Origin of the sequence: Paenarthrobacter sp. NPDC090522 (assembly GCF_044769225.1) — a bacterium.
Classification (GTDB): domain Bacteria; phylum Actinomycetota; class Actinomycetes; order Actinomycetales; family Micrococcaceae; genus Arthrobacter.
In genome coordinates this window covers 240737-260067 of the sequence record NZ_JBIVXL010000002.1, presented here as the reverse complement: position 1 = coordinate 260067, position 19331 = coordinate 240737, and the positions used below count along the sequence as shown (strand labels likewise).

16 protein-coding genes are annotated in these 19331 nt (G+C 63.2%); 13 read left to right on the top strand and 3 right to left on the bottom strand.

Annotated elements, in window-relative coordinates:
* Window positions 1-68: 68 nt before the first annotated feature.
* The 3 genes from ACIQT2_RS03305 to ACIQT2_RS03295 are packed head-to-tail and all read left to right on the top strand — an operon-like array spanning window position 69 to window position 3631.
* The gene (locus tag ACIQT2_RS03305; RefSeq protein WP_402943545.1) at window positions 69-2183 is read left to right on the top strand and encodes a DUF6541 family protein; all 2115 of its coding nucleotides are present in this window, start codon (window positions 69-71) and stop codon (window positions 2181-2183) included.
* Window positions 2184-2185: 2 nt separating this feature from the next.
* Window positions 2186-2671 carry a GtrA family protein gene (locus tag ACIQT2_RS03300; RefSeq protein WP_402943543.1) on the top strand — a complete coding sequence of 162 codons (486 nt, stop codon included), beginning with the start codon at window positions 2186-2188 and terminating at the stop codon, window positions 2669-2671.
* Between the two features lie 3 nt (window positions 2672-2674).
* Entirely contained in the window at window positions 2675-3631 is a 957-nt protein-coding gene (locus ACIQT2_RS03295; RefSeq protein ID WP_397322327.1) for a glycosyltransferase family 2 protein, read from the top strand.
* 98 nt (window positions 3632-3729) lie between these two features.
* On the opposite strand, the gene ACIQT2_RS03290 is transcribed toward ACIQT2_RS03295, so the two are convergent.
* Window positions 3730-7173 (bottom strand): chitobiase/beta-hexosaminidase C-terminal domain-containing protein, encoded by a 3444-nt coding sequence (locus ACIQT2_RS03290; protein ID WP_402943539.1) that lies wholly within the window; start codon window positions 7171-7173, stop codon window positions 3730-3732.
* A gap of 221 nt (window positions 7174-7394) precedes the next feature.
* Between ACIQT2_RS03290 and ACIQT2_RS03285 the strand changes: the two genes are divergently transcribed.
* Both ACIQT2_RS03285 and ACIQT2_RS03280 read left to right on the top strand, forming a co-directional pair.
* On the top strand, window positions 7395-8189 hold the full coding sequence (locus ACIQT2_RS03285; RefSeq protein WP_402943536.1) for a hypothetical protein: 795 nt from the start codon (window positions 7395-7397) through the stop codon (window positions 8187-8189).
* Between the two features lie 116 nt (window positions 8190-8305).
* A complete protein-coding gene (locus ACIQT2_RS03280; RefSeq protein ID WP_402943534.1) occupies window positions 8306-8812 on the top strand; it encodes a hypothetical protein in 507 nt (168 codons plus the stop codon).
* Window positions 8813-8881: 69 nt separating this feature from the next.
* On the opposite strand, the gene ACIQT2_RS03275 is transcribed toward ACIQT2_RS03280, so the two are convergent.
* Together ACIQT2_RS03275 and ACIQT2_RS03270 are read right to left on the bottom strand one after the other, a co-directional pair.
* Window positions 8882-10228, bottom strand: a complete 1347-nt coding sequence (locus ACIQT2_RS03275; RefSeq protein WP_402943532.1) for a hypothetical protein — start codon at window positions 10226-10228, stop codon at window positions 8882-8884.
* A 249-nt stretch (window positions 10229-10477) separates the two neighbouring features.
* A complete protein-coding gene (locus ACIQT2_RS03270) occupies window positions 10478-13201 on the bottom strand; it encodes a GH25 family lysozyme (protein ID WP_402943529.1) in 2724 nt (907 codons plus the stop codon).
* A gap of 289 nt (window positions 13202-13490) precedes the next feature.
* Between ACIQT2_RS03270 and ACIQT2_RS03265 the strand changes: the two genes are divergently transcribed.
* The 8 genes from ACIQT2_RS03265 to prfB all read left to right on the top strand — a co-directional run bounded on the left by ACIQT2_RS03265 (window position 13491) and on the right by prfB (window position 19327).
* On the top strand, window positions 13491-14714 hold the full coding sequence (locus ACIQT2_RS03265) for a CpaF family protein (protein ID WP_402943526.1): 1224 nt from the start codon (window positions 13491-13493) through the stop codon (window positions 14712-14714).
* Window positions 14714-15571, top strand: a complete 858-nt coding sequence (locus ACIQT2_RS03260; RefSeq protein ID WP_402943523.1) for a type II secretion system F family protein — start codon at window positions 14714-14716, stop codon at window positions 15569-15571. Before ACIQT2_RS03265 ends, ACIQT2_RS03260 begins: the two co-directional genes overlap by 1 nt.
* Complete coding sequence (locus tag ACIQT2_RS03255; RefSeq protein ID WP_402943521.1) at window positions 15568-16509, top strand: type II secretion system F family protein; 942 nt, start codon at window positions 15568-15570, stop codon at window positions 16507-16509. The genes ACIQT2_RS03260 and ACIQT2_RS03255 overlap by 4 nt, the downstream gene beginning before the upstream one ends.
* Before the next feature lie 71 nt (window positions 16510-16580).
* A complete protein-coding gene (locus ACIQT2_RS03250) occupies window positions 16581-16820 on the top strand; it encodes a hypothetical protein (RefSeq protein WP_402943782.1) in 240 nt (79 codons plus the stop codon).
* A gap of 98 nt (window positions 16821-16918) precedes the next feature.
* Entirely contained in the window at window positions 16919-17263 is a 345-nt protein-coding gene (locus tag ACIQT2_RS03245; protein ID WP_402943774.1) for a TadE/TadG family type IV pilus assembly protein, read from the top strand.
* 22 nt (window positions 17264-17285) lie between these two features.
* Window positions 17286-17675: a hypothetical protein gene (locus ACIQT2_RS03240; protein WP_402943518.1), complete on the top strand. Its 390-nt coding sequence runs from the start codon at window positions 17286-17288 to the stop codon at window positions 17673-17675.
* Entirely contained in the window at window positions 17672-18163 is a 492-nt protein-coding gene (locus ACIQT2_RS03235) for a pilus assembly protein TadG-related protein (RefSeq protein ID WP_402943516.1), read from the top strand. The genes ACIQT2_RS03240 and ACIQT2_RS03235 overlap by 4 nt, the downstream gene beginning before the upstream one ends.
* 48 nt (window positions 18164-18211) lie before the next feature.
* On the top strand, window positions 18212-19327 hold the full coding sequence (gene prfB, locus ACIQT2_RS03230) for a peptide chain release factor 2 (protein WP_402943513.1): 1116 nt from the start codon (window positions 18212-18214) through the stop codon (window positions 19325-19327).
* Window positions 19328-19331 lie beyond the last annotated feature (4 nt).

Here is a 19331-nt window from a genome sequence, read left to right as displayed (position 1 = left end):
CCTCCAACTGCATAAGTCGTCTGTCACCGGATGGCTGGTGGAAGCATCTAAGAAAGGCGACCGTAGGAATGGCTATCGGCCCTCTGCTGTTGTGTGTACTCCTGATCGTTGTGCTGTGGTGGGGTCCCGGCTGGCTGCTCGGGGAGGCACTGGGAGTCCGTCGGACCATCTTGCCGGTGGTTGCGCCGTTGTTGGGAATGGGTGCCCTGACGGTCATCGGCGTCATGGGCCATGGGCTTGGCATGAGCTGGCAACTGCTGCCTGTCGCTGGCGTGCTGGTGATTCTGGCCGGAGTTCTTTTGGCCTTGCGCCTGACGCTGCAGCATCGGTTCCCCGCCAGGTTCGGGTTGCCGGTCCCGGCCGGTCCCGGAATTTTCGGCAAGCACCACATTTCGGGAGCTTGGTGGATCCTGCTTGCCGGCCTGGTGGCCGGCGGGGCTGTGGCGGCAGTGTCCTGGACTGTTGGTACCGAGGGGCTCCTTGGCATCAACCAGGACTGGGACATTCCCTGGCACGCCAACATGATCCGCTTGATCTCGGTCAACCATGAGTGGGATCCGGGCATCGCGGGTAACTTTGCCTACTACGACACGTCCATTGCCGATGCGCCGATCCGCAGCTATCCCATAGCGTTCCATGCTTTGCTGTCCCTGGTATGGCCCCTGACCGGCGTGAGCATCCCTGTTTTCCTGAACGTCTTCGTTTTGGTCATGATGGCGGTCCAGTTGCCGCTGAGCACCATGGCCTTGACCATGGTGGTAACGCGCCGTCCGATTGCCGTTGCCGCTGCGGGAGCCGTGTCCGGTTGGTTTACGGTCTATCCCTACGACCTCCTGTGGCGTGGTCCACTGATTCCGTTCTTCGCCGGCATGCTGCTGGTGGGTCCCTTCGCTTTCCTTGCCATCAAAGGGGCACTGGAGGGCCGGAAGTTCTGGATCCCCGGGATCGCCTTCGGTGCCGTGGGCCTGATTGCCGTCCACCCCTCCCTTGCATTCGTCGTCCTGCCGTTGCTGGTCTTTTGGTTCCTTTCGGCAGCGATCAGGCGAAGGGGCCGGATCGTTGGCATCACGGTCTACCTGGCAGTTGCCGGAGTGCTCGCCGTCGTGCTTGGCCTGCCGATCATCCAGCAGATGCTCAAGGAGTCCGAGCGCGTCTCCAAGATGATGTGGGCGCCGGATACCGACCGCAACGGGGCCATCCAGAACATTATCTTCCTGCACCATGGATCCATTGCCATGCCGATCCTCACCGTCCTGGTGGCCTTGGGCTGCCTGGCCGTGGTGCTCCGTATCCGCATGTGGTGGTATTTCGGGCCGGTCCTGGCGTTCGCTTTCCTTTCGGTTTACACCATGGGCAGTGAGAGTCCCCGGTTCCTTAACCTGACGGCCCCCTTCTACGATGACCAGTGGCGGATCTTCGGTATCCTCGTGATGCTGCTGGTGCCGTTGGCGGGTCTGGGCGTTGCCCAGGCCGCCGAGACAGTCGAATGGCTGGCAGGCAGGATCCGTGCGCGGCGGTCGTCGCCGTCGGAGGACGGCAGTGACGCTCGACGGCGGCCCAGTCGCCTGGTGACGGTGGCGGCGGCGTTCGTCGTGCTGCTGGCCGCAGGAATCGGGGCCACGCCGTACTTCAAGCAGAACGCCGAGCGGATCAACATCAACACCAAAGTGGATGGCGCCACGCTGAGTGCTGCGGAGGTGGACCTCCTCAGCAAAATGGACCAGTACGTCCCGCAGGACGCCACCGTACTCAACGATTCGTGTGACGGTTCTGTGTGGATGTACGCGCTGGGCAACCGCATGCCCATGATCCGGCACTTCGAGGTCCTTCCCACCAACAGGCAGCTTCTGGTCCTGCAAAAACTTCCGGAACTGGCCACTGATGCCCAAGCGCGTGCGGCCGCTTCCGAGCTCGGCATCGAGTGGGTTTACGTCGCTGACGGACGCATCCGCGCCTGGGATGAACCGAAGCCCGGCCTGACCCAGCCGGATTCCATCCCGTACCTGAAGCTGGTCACGCGCGAAGGCAACGCCGCGCTCTACCAGATCGACTGGTCCCAGTTGCCCGGCGGCAAGGAAGCCTTTGACGCCGACGCCAAGGACAGGGTCCAGCTTGACGGCGTGCCGGGCATCCTCGAAAACCGGAACCCTGACGGCATCGCCCCGCTCGGAAGGATTTGCTGACCATGAAGGCATTCATCGCTAAGTTCCTGGCGTCGAGCCTTTTCAGGTTCCTTTTGATCGGCGGCCTGAGTTTCCTGGTTGACCTGGGACTGCTCGCATTGTGTTTCCAGGTCTTTGGCTGGCCGCTCTGGCTCGCCACGGGCGCCGGATTCTGGGGGAGCTTCTTCTTCAATTACTTCCTTCAGCGGCATTTCGCTTTCGGCGGCGGAGGCACGGCCATTGGCGGCGTGCTCCGTTATTCGGGGCTCCTGGTTTTCAACACCCTGGCGGTCATGGGAATCGTGGAGCTCTTCCAGTTCCTGGGCGCGGGCTACGTTGCCGGTAAAGTGGTGGCGACCGCGGTGACCATGGCCTGGAACTACTTCATTTACAAGCACTGGGTCTTCCCGCAGAAGAAGCACGCGAAGGACACCAGCCACAAGACCGATGGCGCGACAGACACCGACGCGCCACCACAGAACCTCACACCAAAGAGCAGCGAAGGATAAGCGATGTATCGAGGCGTTCGAATTGCCGCGGTAGTACCGGCCTACAAAGAAGAGAACCATATCGCGCAGGTCATCCAGACCATGCCGGAGTTTGTCGATCACATCGTCATCGTCGATGACTGCAGCCCCGACGACACCTCCGGCGCTGCCCGGCGCGCCGACGACGGCAGGGTCACCCTGATCCGTCACGAAGTCAATCAGGGAGTCGGCGGTGCTGTCCTGACCGCGCACAAGGCTGCAATGGAGCTCGGTGCCGACATCAATGTGGTCATGGCCGGTGACGCCCAGATGGACCCGGAGTACCTTCCCCAGTTGCTTGATCCCGTGGTGGACGGTTACGGTTTCGCGAAGGCCAACAGGTTCTTCTCCGGTGAATCCTTCGCAGGAATGCCCGGCTACCGGATCTTCGGCAACATCGTCTTGTCCTTCATGACCAAGCTTGCCTCCGGTTACTGGCACATCTTCGATCCCCAGAACGGTTACACCGCGATCCGGACAGAGGTTCTTCGCCGCCTGCCGATGAACAAGGTGGCGGCCCGTTACAGCTTCGAGAACGACCTCCTGATCCACTTGAACATCCTGGATGTGCCGATCGTCGACGTTCCGATTCCGGCTGTTTACGGAAACGAAGTCTCCAGCATCAAGCTGCGCAAGGTCATTCCGGAACTGTTGGCCATGTTGTTCGGTGGCTTCTGGCGCCGGGTCTGGTGGAAATACATGGTGTGGTCCTTCTCCGCCGTGGCCTTGCTCCTGATCGCCGGACTCGTCCTGATCGTCATGGGGCTCGGCGTTGGTGCCTGGGTCCTCGCTGCCAGTGTCGGGTCGCCGACGGCGGGGTCGGTGATGCTTGCTGTGGTGCCCTTTGTGCTGGGTGTTCAGATGCTGCTGGTCTCGCTCCAGCTGGACATCCAGGCCAGCCCTGACAGGCCAACCATGCATCCCATGAAGGAACGTGCCTGATAACGCACCAAAAACGGCCCGGACGCAGTGACTGCGTCCGGGCCGTTTTCTTATGAGCCACAGGGCAGGTAGCCCCGTCCTGCCCTATGTGGCTCTGGTCAGGGGAGCGATGTGAAGCCTCCCCATCCCCATCCGACCTGGCTGCGGGACAGCCAGCCGGACGTTCCATTGCCCGGATAGAGGAACAGGTTGCCACCGGCGTCCCGGGCCAGGACGTCGTTCTTTCCGTCCCCGTTGAAATCACCGGGGCCCAGGATGGCAGTCATCGAGGACCAGCCACTGCCCACTTGCACCCTGCTGAGCCAGCCGCCGGTACCGTTGCCCGGGTACAGCCAGAGGATGCCGGAGGTGTCCCTGGCCAGCACATCTGTTTTCCCGTCACCGTTGAAGTCGCCCGTGCTCAGGATGGCGTTCATGGCGTTCCAGCCCGAGCCGACTTGTGTCACAGTGCCGAAGCCGCCAGTCCCGTTCCCGCGGTAGAGCCAGAGGGCGCCGGCGGAGTCCCGTGCGAGGAGGTCTGCTTTGCCGTCGCCGCTGAAGTCGCCCGGCGCCAGGATGAGCGTCATGGCGTTCCAGCCTGTTCCGGCCTGGATCCGCGGTTGGAGTCCACCGGCACCGTTTCCGGGGTACAGCCAGAGGACACCGTTGGCGTCCCGGGCCAAGACGTCGCTGCGGCCATCACCGTTGAAGTCCTTGGTGGGAACGATCGCGGTGAGCGAGTTCCACCCCGTTCCGAGGGACTTCTGGGTCAACCATCCGCCGGCCCCGTTGCCCGGGTAGAGCCAGAGCGTGCCGCCGTTATCGCGGGCAATCACATCGTTCTTGGCGTCCCCGGTGTAGTCCTTCCAGGTGTTGGCCGGTGGCGCTGCAACCGTGTACGACTGGCTGACGATTGCCGAACTGTTGTTGGCCGGATCCACCGCAAAGTACTTCAGCGTCATGGCCGTCGTCAGCGTGATCGGCGCGGAGTACTTGTTCGCAGCCGTAGCAGTCGGGGTGGTGCCATTGGTGGTGAAGTAGATGCTGGAGCCGGCTTCATTGGCCGTCAGCGTGATCTGCTGGTTCGCGGGGTAACTCCCCGCGGCCGGATTGGCTGTGACCACCGGTGGCGTTGTATCCAGCACTGTGTAGGTGGTGGACTGGACAGCTGAGGTGTTGCCGTAGGCGTCCACGGCGAGGGATTTCACGGTAGTGTTTCCCGTCAGCGCGAACGGCGCGGCGTACGCCTTGGTGCTTCCAGCGGCTGCCGTACCAGGCGTGGTGCCGTCGGTGGTGTAGAAGATGCTGCCGGCCTCGCTGGATGTCATCGTCACGAGTTGGCCGGAGGGATAGCCGCCGGCCGCCGGGGACACCGTCAGCACAGGGGCGGTGTTGTCCACCGTGTAGGCCTGCGTGGCGACGGCTGAGGAGTTGCCGGCCGTGTCCTTGGCGAAGTACTTCAGGGACATGGTCTGCAATGGCAGGGGTGCCGAGTACACGGAGCTTGTCGCGGTGGGGGTGCTTCCATCAGTGGTGTAGTAGATGGTTGCGGCCTCATTGACGGACAACGTCACGGTCTTGTTGGGACCATAGGTGCCGCCCGCTGGATTGACCGAAACCACCGGGGCCGTGGTGTCCGCAGCGGACACCGTGACCGTCCGGGTGGCAGTGGACGTATTTCCCGCTGCGTCCCTGGCCTCCACCGTGAACGTTGCCGTTCCATTGGGCAAGTTGGTGTACGCCTTGGGCGACGTGCATTCAGTGAAGGCATTGTTGCCGAGCTTGCAGCGGTAGCCTGCGATGTCGCTTGACGTCGACGTAAAGACGAACGACGGCGAGGCGCCCACCGTTGCTCCCTGCGCCGGTGAGGTGATGCTCACCTGGGGGGCGGTCAGGTCTGCCGTCACTGTCACCGAGGCGACGGTGCTGACGTTTCCGGCCATGTCTGTTGCCCGGACCCGGACCACATGCTGGCCTGCCGTGGCAAGGTTCAGTGTCTGCGCATTGGTGCAGGCCGTAAACGCGGTAGTGGAATCAATGGAGCAGGAAAGTACGGAGTCCGGATCCGACGTCACCCCCAGAACTGGAGAGCCGTTGACCGTTGACCCGTCGGCCGGTGCGGTGATGACCGGCGCCTTCGGAGCCGTCAGGTCGATGGTGAAGGAACGGGAAACCGGAACGCCGGATGGTGCCGCCCTGACGGAGAAGGTGTAAGCACCTGCCGCCAACGCGGTGGCGGGCGTAAAGCTTCCGTTGGTGCAGCCGGTCCAAACCGGTGCGGCCGTGCTCAGTTGCAGGCTGCAGTCGAGGGCGCCGCCCGGAGGCGTCGACGCCACAGTGAAGGTGGGCGTGGAGTCATTGGTGAAAGCGGGGTTGGCGGCCTGGGTGCCGTTTGCCGCCGTCGGGCCGCTGACGATGGACGGCACGATGCCGCCGAGGCTCTGCAGCCTGCCCTGTCCGCTCGGCTTGGCCGGGTCCAGTTGTCCGGGATCGTCCATGACCAGGACCTTGCCGTCCCGCATGGTGATTCCGCCGACCTTGCTGAAGCCAAGCGCCCACTGGTTGTCCACTGAGTCGTTGCTCAGGTCGATCCGGGAAATGGTGTCCTTGCCGGCACCGGCAATGCCGGTGCCGCCGCCGGTTCCGGTGTAGAGCACCAGTGGCGTCTGCCAGTCGTAGTAGATGGCCGTGGGCTTACCGACGTTGTACAGGGCTGAAGGTACGTAGTTGGTCAAGACGCCGTCGTCCGGTGCAGTGAAGACCGTCAGGCCCGATGTTTCCGCGACATACACTACGACGTTGCCGCCGCTGTTGCGGTGCGTTGCCGCGATCCCCAGCGAGCTGGAATTGACCGAGGCAATGGACTCGATGCTGGGGTGGAGCGCCGTTGGATCGACGATCTTGACGATGGACCTGGCATTGGCAAAGGACAAGTAGATGTTGCCGTCAGGGCCGTCGCTGGCAGCGTTCGGCCGGAGGTCACCGTCGAAAATGGTCAGCTGGCTCTCGTAGTTGAAGACGCTGCTCCCTGCGTTCCACACGGCACGGTATACCTCGGAACTTCCGACGGCGGCATCCGGAATGAACGCGATTTCGTCACCGCTGCCCGGGTTGCCCGGCGTTGGATCGATGATTGCCGGGGTGCCGGCGAGGGCGGGTCCAGTCTTATGGCCGGTAAGGGTTCCGCCGAGGCACGTGCTGGTTTCGAGGCCGCCATTGGTTGCACCGGACGTCTCGGTGACACGGCAGAAGCCGGCCCTGGAATCGGATACCCAGATCCGGCCCTTCGGGTCGACAACTGCGCCGGCAGCCTTGGTCAGGCCGACGGCCACGGTTTGGCGGGCCTGGTCAGCTGCGGCGGGACCAGCCGACAGCATTCCCGTCAGTGCCGCCGTGGCAAGGCTTGCGGCCGCAATGACGGCGGTCGTTTTGCGTCGCCGCAGCCGTTCACCCTTGGTGCCCAGGGCAGGATGGCGGGAGGTTTCATGAGAGGTTCTTGAGCGACCGGAGAGGGCAAGGCATGCCAAACCAAGCTGAAGAACACTGCGATTGCGCGTGTCCACCGAGGGATCCCCACTTCATTCGGATGCTCCCCAGCTCCGCATGCATTGGTTATTCGCCCCACGCCGTTTCCGGCTGCGTCTTAGTACATCTTCCCCCAATTTTCACATTTGTCACTAGTGGGTTTTTTTCGGCACCGTACCCGAACCCCGTCCGCCGGCCTTGACCACATCTTGTCTTGACCGCCGTTTGCGTGCCACGGACGATTGAGGTGGAGGTAGCGATGCGCAGAATGATCCCTTTGGCAGTGTTCCTGGTGATGCTCGTGGGCGGATGCACCGCCCCTGCGCCGCAGCCTTCTGCCAGTTCCGGCCCGTCAGCTTCCACGGGCGGCACCGTGACCGCGGCACCCAGCCCATCGCCGTCGTCCGTTCCGTTGAGTGACCCACCCAGCCAAGGTGACGTCGGCCCCGGTGACGACGAACCCGGGCGGTACTCCTTCCGTTGCACCAGCCTGGACGCATCGCCGGAGGTGCAACTGTCCAGCCTTGCCGAGGTCTGGGCCGCAACCAACTACACCCGCATGGGTTCCTGCGAAGTCGGCTACGAGGGCCAGCAGCCGTTCGAAGCGACACCCCGAGAAGCCGAAGCGGTTTCTGCCGCCGGCCAGCAGGACGCGGGAGACGGTGGATTGGCCGTCATGTTGGACATCCTCCGGCTGTGCACCAGGATCAGCGACGAGGCGGGGCCGGACGGGTTTGCAGGAAGTGCCCGGGCAACCCTCCTTGCTGCGGCCCTGTACTGCCCCGACGCCCCGCAGGGCAAGATCCTCGCCGGCTGGGCCAACGGGACGCGCGTCGGCGATGGTACCCATGCCGTTGGGGAACAGATGGAGCCGGGCAGCTACCAGCTGGTCAAGCAAGGGACCTCCACCGACGGATGCGCCTGGTCGGTCGCGGCGCCAGGCGGAAGCGTCGTAGCCAGCGGTGGCCTTCCCGAGGCCGCCAAAACGGTGGACCTGGCGGCCGGCCAAAACTTTACTAGTGACAAATGCGGAATTTGGGGGAAGATGTACTAAGACGCAGCCGGAAACGGCGTGGGGCGAATAACCAATGCATGCGGAGCTGGGGAGCATCCGAATGAAGTGGGGATCCCTCGGTGGACATGCGCAGGCGCAGTGTTCTTCAGCTTGGTGTGGCAACAATTGCCCTGGCCGGTTGCTCAGGAACCAAAGTAGAAACGTCCCAAACCTCCGCCCTTGACGTGGCGCCGGCCGTCGCGAAGGACGACCATGTGGCCAGGGAAAAGCCCGAGCCGTTGGTGAGGTACCAATTCACGTGCCTGTCCGCAGACGGCAGCCTCATTGGCAAGTTCTCAAGCCTGGAAGAGGTGTGGGCATCCACCCGCTACATGCACATCACGGACTGCCAGGTGGCCTATGTCGGTTCGGGGCCGCACGTGCTGACATCCGAAGAGACCGCCGCCGTCAACGCAGCGGTGGCCGCGGGAGCCCCGGGTGGACAGGCCTCCGCGCTCTGCCTCCGGATCATCCGTGCCTCTACCCGCACCGATCCGCGGAACCTGGCCGCCTCCCTGGCCGCCTATGGCGTTCCCGTGGTGAAGGGGGCGTTGACCCTGGCGCCCTCGGCGCCACAGGCGGCCATTTTTACGAGGTGGCTGAAGACCGCCGTGGTTTCCTAGCAATTATTCCTGGTGCACAAACAATGGCGCGGACCCTTTCGGGTCCGCGCCATTGCCGCTGCCTGAATTCTAGGCCAGCAGTGAATTCATGGCATTGATCAGCGTGGTTTCCACCCCATTTGCGCCGGCCTTGAAATGGGCAATGTGGCCATAGACGGTCATGGAGCCGCCAGCAATTCCCGGATAATCCGGCTCCCAGCCACCCTCGTAGCTGCCCAGGGGCATTGATGGCGGAAAGAATTCATTGCTGGGAATGTAGCAGCAGGACTCGTTGGCATATCCACCAACAATGATTCCGTTGGTCCCTCCGTTCCTGTTGCGGAAGTAGGCGGCATAGCCGCTCACAAGTTCGCCACCGATCATGGCGATCTTCAATTGGGGACTGCCGTTGAACTTCCAGACCTGGAAGGGGGACGGCACGGATGTGGCGTAGCTGTTGCTGTCGATCCGCCCGATCATCACCTGTGCATGCCGTTGGTACCACTGCGGCTGCCCGTTAGGGTTCGGAAGGCGTGAGACGTAGGCTGCCCGCACGGCTGCGAGGTTTGCCGCCGTTGGAGTGATGTCCAGTGGCAATTGGACCTCTTGGTACCTGGTGACCATGGGGCCGGCCAAGGCACGGCCTGCGGACTGCATATTGTTGTTGACCGTGGCTCCCAGTGCATCGCCATGCTGGTCCCGCAGTTCCCAACTGCGGACGCCGCCGGGATCCTGGTCGCCGGCGGGTCCCTGGATGAACATCGCGAAGCAATTCGGATTGCGGTTCTCGATATAGTTGCAGGCGCCGGCGGCGAAGTCCCCGTCGAAAAGCGTCCGCAACCCCGCGCTGATGGGGTGGCAGCCATAGCTGAAGATCACGGCTGCCGGGGTGCCGTTACCCCGCCTGGCTACCAGGATCGGCACTGCCGTCTCGGTATACGGCAGGCCCACGCGGTTGGCCGAGAAATTCTGGGTGGAGACCTTGTAGTCGAAGGTCACGGCTGTCTCGTCAGCGTCCAGGGCTTCCTGGGCGAGATTCACGATGGTGTCCTCAAGGTCCGCGCTGTAGGACCGGACCAAGCCCAGGTCCGCGAGCCCATAGGCCATGAAAGGATGCAACGTGTCGATCAAGGCAGGGCCGTTGTGGGTGTGCGTGGCCTGGATGAGGATGTCACTGGTGGACCAGTCCGCGAGATCAAGGATCCGGTCCCTGATGCGTTGGTGCATGGCCCGCGGCAAGGCCAGTACATCCAGGCTGATGATGATGTGGGGACTGGCGTCTTCCCAGATGAGGATGGCCCGGGCGTAGAGGGGCTCGAACGGGGAACTGCTGGTGGCTTCGCGCCCGCCATCGGTAGTCCCATATCCCGCCATATACGGATTGGTGCTCAGGGACGGCGTAATGTCAGCGATGGCAGTTCCAACTCTAAACGCCATAAAAGATCACTCCTTGATTGCGCGCTGCGGGACGTTCTTCGTTTGCCCCCAAACAAAGTCCGTTTCCCGAATGCGCTGAACAGCCAATACGTGAGACCACCTTCATTAGAACATGTGATGGAGGAAATTAGGCCGGTTGAGGCCGGATTAATATCGCGTGCGGCCACCGTCTTGTAGGACAAACGCACGAGGGCCCGTCCACGCGGAGAATTACCGTGGACGGGCCCTTCATGACGTGCCGCCGGGTGGTTACCTGGCCGCGGGGGTGAGGATCGTCAGGCCGTTCCATCCGGTTCCGACCCTTGACGGGGTACCCCAGGTGCTGTTGGAACCAACCGGGTAATAGCGGAGCTCGCCGCCAGTGGTGCGGCCCATGATCCCGGTGGACCCTGCCCCGGCAAAACTGCGTATCGCACCGAAACTGGAAATGACATCCCAGCCTGTGCCCACCACGCGCGGGGTTTCGGCGATGAAATTGCCGGTTCCGTTACTTCGGTACAGTCTGAGGTCACCCGTGGTGGTCTTGGCCACGAGGTCGGCGTTCGAATCCTTGTCGAAGTCCATTTGGGCGATGTCCAGTCCGGACCAACCGACGCCGATGGAGACTCCGGTGGAAACCGTCTTGCCACTGGGGTTGGCGAAGTAGTAAAGGCGGCCGGTGGCGTCATAGCCCACGATGGCCGGATTCGCATCGGCCTTTTTCCATGTGCCGACCGTCAATGTCCAGTTCTTCCAGTTGCTTCCAAGGGAGATGGGGGCGCCAAAACCGCTGCCGTTCCTGCCCGGGTAGACGTTGAGGCGTCCGTCGGACCACTGGGCCACAATGTCCAGCGCGCCGTCGCCGTTCCAGTCGGTAACGAAGCCTGCTTGCAGCCCGGCCCACCCGGTTCCCAGGAGGTCCTGGGGCAGCAGTGCAGTTGTTCCCGTTCCGGGGTAGCGGTAAAGGTTGGCGTCCGGGCGGACGGCCAGGATGTCCTCTTCATCGATGCCCAGCGTGGTCTCCACATCGAGGGGTGCCCCGCTGATGAGGCTGGCGTCGTTCCATCCGAGGCCAATAAGGCTGCGGTTGCCCCAGGAACCGGACATGGCCGGATAGTAGTAGAGGTCGCCGTTGGCTGCCCGTGCCTGGAGGCCCTGGGAAGCTGCGCCGCTGAAGTTGATGGCGGAGCTGACCGCGCTCATGCCGGACCATCCGGTACCGATGGTCCTCGCGGGCTCGTTGATGAAGCTGCCCACACCATTGGACCTGTAGAGGCGCAACGTCCCGTCTGCGGTTCGTGTGACCAAGTCCTGGTTGCCGTCGCCGTCGAAGTCGATCTGGTTCAGCTGGTGCCCGCTGAACCCGGTGCCGATCCTGACACCGCTGCCCAGGGCCCCGCCGCCGGAATTCGGATACCGGTAAAGGTTGCCAAGGTAGTCCTGCCCGATCACGCCGGGATACGGATCCTTCGAGTTCCACCAGCCGACGGTGAGGGACATTTCCTGCCAGCCGGAACCCACTTGGATGGGGGCGTAGAAACCCCCGCCGGGAGCGCCCCTGAACACTTTCAACGTGCCGTCGGACCATTGCGAAAGGATGTCCTGGACGCCGTCCTGGTTCCAGTCGACCACGTAGGCCGCCTTCGCTCCGGACCAGCCCGAACCTATGGTGACCGGGCCGGTGATCCTGCCGCTGCCATCTGCCGGGAAATTGTCGAGCCTGCCCGCCGCGCTGGTGGTGAGGATGTCGGCGCCGGACTTGATGGATGGATTTGAGGGGTAGGAAACGCCGCGGGCGAAGGTCCGCAGCTGGTCATAGCTGCCGTTGAAGATGTTCGAGTCGCCCTGGAAGGGGCCCGTGCTGCTGTACTGCCACATGGTGTAGTTGCCCCAGCTTGCCGGCATGGTGCCGGGGGAGTTGGTGGGGTTGGACCAGTAGGAGGCGATCCATAGGGGGTAGCTGCCGAAGGTCGTGTTCCCGACGCAGGTATTCCACCAGTCGGTGGTGCTGTAGATGACGGGGAAGCGTCCTGTCAGGGCCTTGACCGTGTTGCCGAAGTCTGCGGCCCATTGACCCAGCTGGGCCTTGGACATGTCGTAGCACGTGTTGCCGAAGTAGAAGCCGTTGATGGTTCGGCCGGCGTAGGGGTTGTATTCGATGTCCAGCACAGGAGGCAGCGTGTAGCCGTCAGCTGTCCATCCACCACCGTTGGCAACGAAATAGCGTGCCTGGTCCGCGCCGGAAGACCAATTGGGGATTGCAAAATGGTAGGCGCCGCGGACCATGCCCACGTTGCGGGAGCCGTTGTACTGCTGCGCGTAGTTTTCGTTGACGTAGTAATTGCCCTCCGAGGCCTTGACGTACGCCCAACGGGAACCTTGGTTCCACTGGCTTTGCCAGTCCACGTTGCCTTGGTGGGCGCTGACGTCCTGCCCCTGGACGCCCACTGTCGGCTGCCAGTGGCCGGGATCGGGAGCCATGGGCACCACGCTGCCAACGCCGCGCGCTCCAGCGGGGCCTGCAGTTCCGGCTTGCTGCTTCGAAGAAGCAACACGTGGCGACCGTTGGCCCATTTCGGCACCGCCGGCCGGAATGGCCGCCCTCATGGCGGCCTTCAGGGCCTCCGCATCCGGGGCTGCGCCAGGCTTCGCGCGCTCGGCCAAGGGAGTGGGCGCGGTATCGGAAGAAGGTGGCGCAGCTGCCGGGCTCCCGGCCGTTGAAGGTTCGACGGCGGTATTCGCGGCGGGCGAGTTACCCGCCGGCGTCTTCGCGGACTGCGGGGCGTCCACGGTCGGCGACGAACCGATGGGAGGATACTCCGCCTTCGGAACTGTCGGTTGCCCACTCACCGATGGCGGAACCGGGCGCGGGCCGGAGTCGTCAGCCCAGGCCGGCGTCACCAGGAAGGTACCGGCCGCGAGGGCAAGTGAAAGGGCAAACCCCGCTTTGGCCAGGGGAATGCGACGGATCGACCGTACTGGGTTGCTTGTCATATCCACATTTCCGGCCCTGTGCCGCGGCTCAGCGGCGCATGGTGATGGCTTGCGGACAAGCTCCGGGGCGGGCGCCTGCGCATGAGACCAAAGGCCAGCTCCTAACGGGCATTACCCTAACACCTTCGAAACTGGAGTGACTAGTGGTGCTGGAGCTGCCAAAGGGGTAAATGATGCGGACTTATCCACAGCTTCCACCGGGCTGCTTGGAAGGGCGGTCGTGCTCGCCTAGCGTAAGTAACTCGAGATGCGCCTCTCGTTTACAGGTTATTGGGCTATTGGGGGACTGATGGAAGCACTGCGGATCGTCGAGGGAGAGGTCCGTGAGCTCATCAGGCGAAGCGGTCTGGATCCTTTGGACAAGGGGTCGGATATACGGCAACTGGTCGATGCGGCAGTTCGCGACTACGACGACAGGTCCCTCCTGGGATCGTTGCCTCCGCTTGGCCCATTGGAAGAGGCGCGTCGGCACGTTTTTGACGCCGTCGCTGGATTCGGCCCCTTACAGCCATTGCTTGACGATCCCGGCATCGAGGAAATCTGGATTAATGCACCCAGCCAGATCTTCGTGGCCCGCAACGGTGAGTCCGAACTGACAGCCATCACCTTGAACGGTCAACAGATCAGCGATCTGGTGGAGCGCATGCTCAAGAGCTCCGGGCGCAGGCTGGATTTGTCCACCCCCTTTGTCGACGCCTCCCTGCCCGACGGGTCCCGCCTGCACGTGGCCATTCCGGATGTCACACGAGAGCATTGGGCCGTCAATATCCGGAAGTTCATTGCACGGGCCAGCAAGTTGGACCATTTAGTGGATATGGGAAGCCTGACGCCACAATCGGCGAGGTTCCTTTCCGCAGCGGTGGCCAGCGGGCTGAACATCCTTGTCTCCGGGGCAACCCAAGCAGGAAAGACGACGCTCTTGAACTGCTTGGCTGCGGCCATCGGTTCCCGGGAACGGGTCATCACTGTGGAAGAGATCTTCGAGCTGCAGTTGCCGCTGAGGGATGTAGTGGGGCTGCAGTGCCGGCAGCCTAACCTCGAAGGGGAGGGTGAAATACCCATGAGGCGGCTGGTCAAGGAGGCCTTGCGCATGCGGCCGGACCGGCTGGTGGTGGGGGAAGTCCGGGAAGCCGAAAGCCTGGACATGCTCATTGCCTTGAACTCGGGACTCCCTGGCATGTGCACTGTGCACGCGAACTCCGCCCATGATGCCGTGACCAAGATCTGTACCCTGCCACTCCTTGCGGGAGCAAACATCTCCAATGCCTTTGTTGTGCCCACCGTCGCTTCGTGCCTTGACCTCGTAGTGCATTGCAGCCGGCATTCCACCGGCCGCAGGCAGGTAACTGAAATCCTGGCCCTTGGCCGCCGGGTGGAGAACGGCGTGATCGAATCGTCGCCGGTGTTCCAGATGGCCGAGGGCCGGTTGGTGCCCAACGGCACCTCGTTGCCCGCCATCGACAAGTTCGCGCGCTCGGGATTCGACGTCGCGGCCCTGCTGGAATTGAACTGATGGCTCCCTTGCTGGGTGCTGTGGGTGGCGTAGGGATGTTCCTGGTGTGGTGGTCTGCCTGGGAGAAGCCCGACACGCAGGCGCGTCGAAACCACGTTCCGCGGAAGCTGGAACTCCTGCTGCTCTCCGCGGGAATCGAAAAGGTTTCCAGTGCTGGCCTGCTGTTTTGTTGCGCGGGCGTTGGCCTGGCGGCGTTCCTGGTCTTCTTCCTGGTCACGGGATCGCTGCCCGTATCCGCCTGCTTCAGTGTCTTTGGTGCCTGGCTGCCCCTGGCTGTTGTCCGCAGGCGGGCGCGGAGACGACGCGCTGTGCTGCGGCAGTTGTGGCCGGATGTTGTGGACCACCTTCGTTCGGCTATCCGCGCAGGACTTTCCCTTCCTGATGCCTTGATCCAGCTTGGCACCAAGGGCCCGGAAGAACTGCGCCACGTCTTCACGGACTTCGGCTCCGACTACAGATCCGGTGGACGGTTCGATGCTGCTTTGACCACTGTCAAAGCGAGACTGGCGGATCCCGTTGCTGACCGCATCATCGAAGCCCTGCGGATGACACGCGAGGTTGGCGGATCCGACCTCGGCCGCATGCTGGGAACCCTGGCCGACTTCCTCAGGGAAAGTGCCCGGACCCGCAATGAATTGGAAGCGCGGCAGTCCTGGACCGTCAACGGGGCAAGGCTGGCGGTGGCTGCGCCATGGATAGTCCTGGTGGTCATGGCCGGAAGGCCTGAAGCCATGCTCGCGTACAACACGGCGACCGGGGCCATGGTCCTCCTGGGCGGCCTTGTTGTTTCCGCAGTCTGCTATACCGCCATGATGCGTATTGGTGCCCTTCCCGAGGACGAAAGGGTGCTCGGATGAACGCTTCCACAACCACCGCTGTCCTCCTGGGCCTGCTGTTGGGAACCGGAGCATGGTTGGTGGTTGCCCGACTGCCATTCATGCGCCCTATGACGTTTTCGGACAGGGTGGAACCGCAGCTTAGGACGGTCAACCTCGAATCGAGATTACTTCGGGCCACGACCACCGCTGGTAGCCCCTTTGGTGCGCTGGAGCGGATTCTTCGCCCCGTGATCGGCGATGGATTGGCTTTCGTCAGCCGTTTCAACCCGGGTGGGGCTGCCTTGGCCAAGCGGTTGGCGCGGGCTGGTTCCGCAAAGTCCGTTCTGGATTTCAGGGCCGAACAGCTGGTGTGGGCGGCCGCGGGATTCATAGTCGCACTGATCGGTGTTGCTGTGAACGCTGCCGCAGGCCGATTCAATCCGGTGGGTGGCGTCGCCTTGATCTGGGGAGCCGCCCTGGGCGGCTACTTGCTCCGGGACCACGTGTTGGGCCAGGCCATCAAACGGCGCGATGCAGCACTGTTGTCCCAGTTCCCCGGCCTTGCAGAACTCATGGCGCTCGCGGTGGCCGCAGGGGAGAGCGCCGCAGGGGCGTTGGACAGGATCTGCCGCACCTCACGGGGCGCCCTGGCGGAGGAGTTTGCCGCCGTCCTGGCGGATACCCGTGCGGGCAAACCACTGGCTGAGGCACTCCAGGCACTTTCTGCCCGGACGGACCTTCCTCCGCTGGTCAGGTTCGTGGATGGTTTGGTGGTGGCGGTAGAGCGCGGTACGCCCTTGGCAGACGTGCTGAGGGCGCAGGCAGCTGATGTCCGGGACGCCGCAAAACGCGAGCTCATGGAATCGGCGGGCCGCAAGGAAATCGGAATGATGGTCCCTCTTGTCTTCGGCATTCTGCCCCTGACAGTCATCTTTGCTGCCTTCCCGGCAGTCACGGCTTTGGACTTGAGTTTCTAGGGAGCGCTGCCCACAAACAGCGGACACGACAGTTTTCATTTCACTCACAACCATGAAGAATCGGGGATCCCTTGACCACCCACTTTTCCACCCGCGCCGCAGGAACCTCCGGCACGCGGAAGCTCTCCGCCTGGGCCATGGCACTTGTGCTGCGGGCCACCCCTATGGACGACGAAACCGAGCGGGGCGACGTGCCCGGGTGGGTAATGATCACCTTAATGTCCGCGATCCTCGTGGCGGGTCTCCTTGCCATCGCATCGCCTGCCTTGGAAAACCTCTTCAACCAGGCGATGTCCAAGGTGGGCAACTAGTGCCGGAAAGCTGCGCGAAAGCCGGAACGGGAGTCCACAGAAGGGAGGTCACGCGGGGACCCGCCGACCAGAGCTCGGCGGGCGAGCGCGGGGCTGCCGTGGTGGACTTCGTCCTGGTGGGTTCGGTGATGACGGCCCTGTTCGTTGCCGTGGTCCAACTGATGCTGGTCCTCCACGTTCGCAACACGCTCATTGACGCTGCTGCTTCCGGCGCCCGCTACGGGGCCATGGCAGACCGTACGGCGGCCGACGCCGAGGAGAGGACCACCGAACTGATCACCGGTGTCCTCAACGAACGGTTCGCGGAGGACATCACGACGGCAGTGGTCGAAGCAGGGGGCATCCGAACCCTGGAAGTGAGGGTCACTGCGCCGCTGCCCGTGGTTGGACTCCTGGGCGCCGGAGGCTCGTTGAAAGTGGTCGGGCATGCCGTGGTGCCTTGAGGCCGAACGGGGAAACGCCTCCGTGGAATTCATACTTCTTGGGCTGTTGCTCATGGTTCCGCTCATCTACTTCGTCGTGACCATCGGCCAGATCCAAGGGGGAATGTTTGCCGTGGTTGGAGCGGCCGACCAGGCCGCGAAAGCCTACGTGCAACAGGCCGAACCCGGCGCGGCCCGGGCTGCAGCCGAGCAAGCCGCCCTGGTTGCGGCGAAGGACTACGGCTTCCTGCCGGACGCCGTTGCCTTGGATGTCTCATGCGATCGTCACGACTGCCTGTCCGCGGGTGCCGCTGTTACGGTCTCCATCCAGGTCACTGTTCCGTTGCCCATGGCGCCTTTTGGGGATGCCTTACACCTGGATGCCGCCCGCCTTCATGCTTCAGCAACCCAAAAAGTCGGGCGTTTCCGTTGAGCTCGGTACCGGCTTTGAACGAGGCAGCGCCTGCCTGCAGAAGCCTCTCTTTCCGCAAAGAACGCGAAGTAGGGCAGATCACGGTCCTGACGATCGGATTCATCCTGCTGGCGTTGCTCCTTGCGAGCGTTGTCATGGCCGTTTCCGCCGTTTACGTGGAACATCAACGGCTGCTCTCGATGGCCGATGGTGCCGCGCTCGCGGCGGCGGACACGTTCAGGCCCGAAGACATCGGCGCCCAGGAGGTGCCGGGTGCATTCCTGGTGGACGAACGCGTGGTGGCCGCGGCAGGGGCGTACCTGATCGACATCGACGCCTATGCCAGCCATGATCGGCTGTCCGTTGCGCCGGGAACCGGCAGCCTTGCCGGCGGTACCGCGGTGGTGGTTCTCACCGCCGTCGCGCATCCTCCGGTGGTCAGTTTTCTTCTGCCGGAGGGAATACGCGTTGAGGCGCGGTCCACGTCGAGGTCCCGCCTGACGCAATAGCGGCGCCCAACCGGGTGAGCGGCGCCGATAGCGTACGCTGGAAAGATCATGGCTGAGATCGACTTTCCCGCAGAAATCCGTGCGCTTCGCGCTACCTACAGTTCCATCGAGAACGTCAGTGATGTCGATGCCTTGAAGGCCGAGATCGCCGAGCTGAGCGAACAGGCCGGAGCACCGGACCTGTGGGACGACCCCGCTTCCGCGCAGGTGGTCACGTCCCGGTTGTCGCACCGGCAGTCGGAACTTGAACGCCTCACCAAGCTCTCTGCACGGATTGATGACGTGGAGGTGCTGGTTGAACTCGGCCAGGACGAAGGCGACGAAGCCTCCTTGGCGGAAGCCGCAAAGGAACTGGCCTCGATCGGCAAGGCCTTGGCGGACCTCGAAGTGGTCACCCTGCTCTCCGGTGAGTATGACGAACGCGAAGCCGTGGTGACCATCCGGGCCGGCGCGGGTGGCGTCGATGCCGCAGACTTCGCGGAAATGCTGCTCCGCATGTACCTTCGGTGGGCCGAACGCCACGGCTATCCCACCACGGTGATGGATACGTCCTATGCCGAAGAGGCCGGGCTGAAGTCCGCCACCTTTGAAGTCAAGGCTCCGTATGCCTTCGGGACGCTCAGCGTGGAGGCAGGAACACACCGCCTGGTCAGGATCAGTCCGTTCGACAACCAAGGCCGGCGCCAGACGTCGTTCGCGGCGGTGGAAGTCATCCCGCTGATCGAGCAGACCGACTCCATCGAGATCCCGGACAACGAGATCCGCGTGGATGTCTTCAGGTCCTCCGGGCCGGGCGGGCAATCCGTTAACACCACGGACTCCGCCGTCCGGCTGACGCACATTCCCACGGGGATCGTGGTGTCCATGCAGAACGAAAAGTCGCAGCTGCAGAACCGGGCAGCCGCGCTCCGCGTCCTTCAATCCCGGCTCCTGTTGCTGAAGAAGGAGCAGGAAGATGCAGAAAAGAAGGCGCTGGCGGGAGACGTCAAGGCATCATGGGGCGACCAGATGCGTTCGTACGTGCTCAATCCCTACCAGATGGTCAAGGATTTGCGAACCGAGCACGAAGTAGGCAACACCTCAGCAGTGCTCGACGGGGATATCGACGACTTCATCGACGCCGGGATCCGCTGGCGGACCAGCAACCGCAACGCCGCCGACTAAGCAC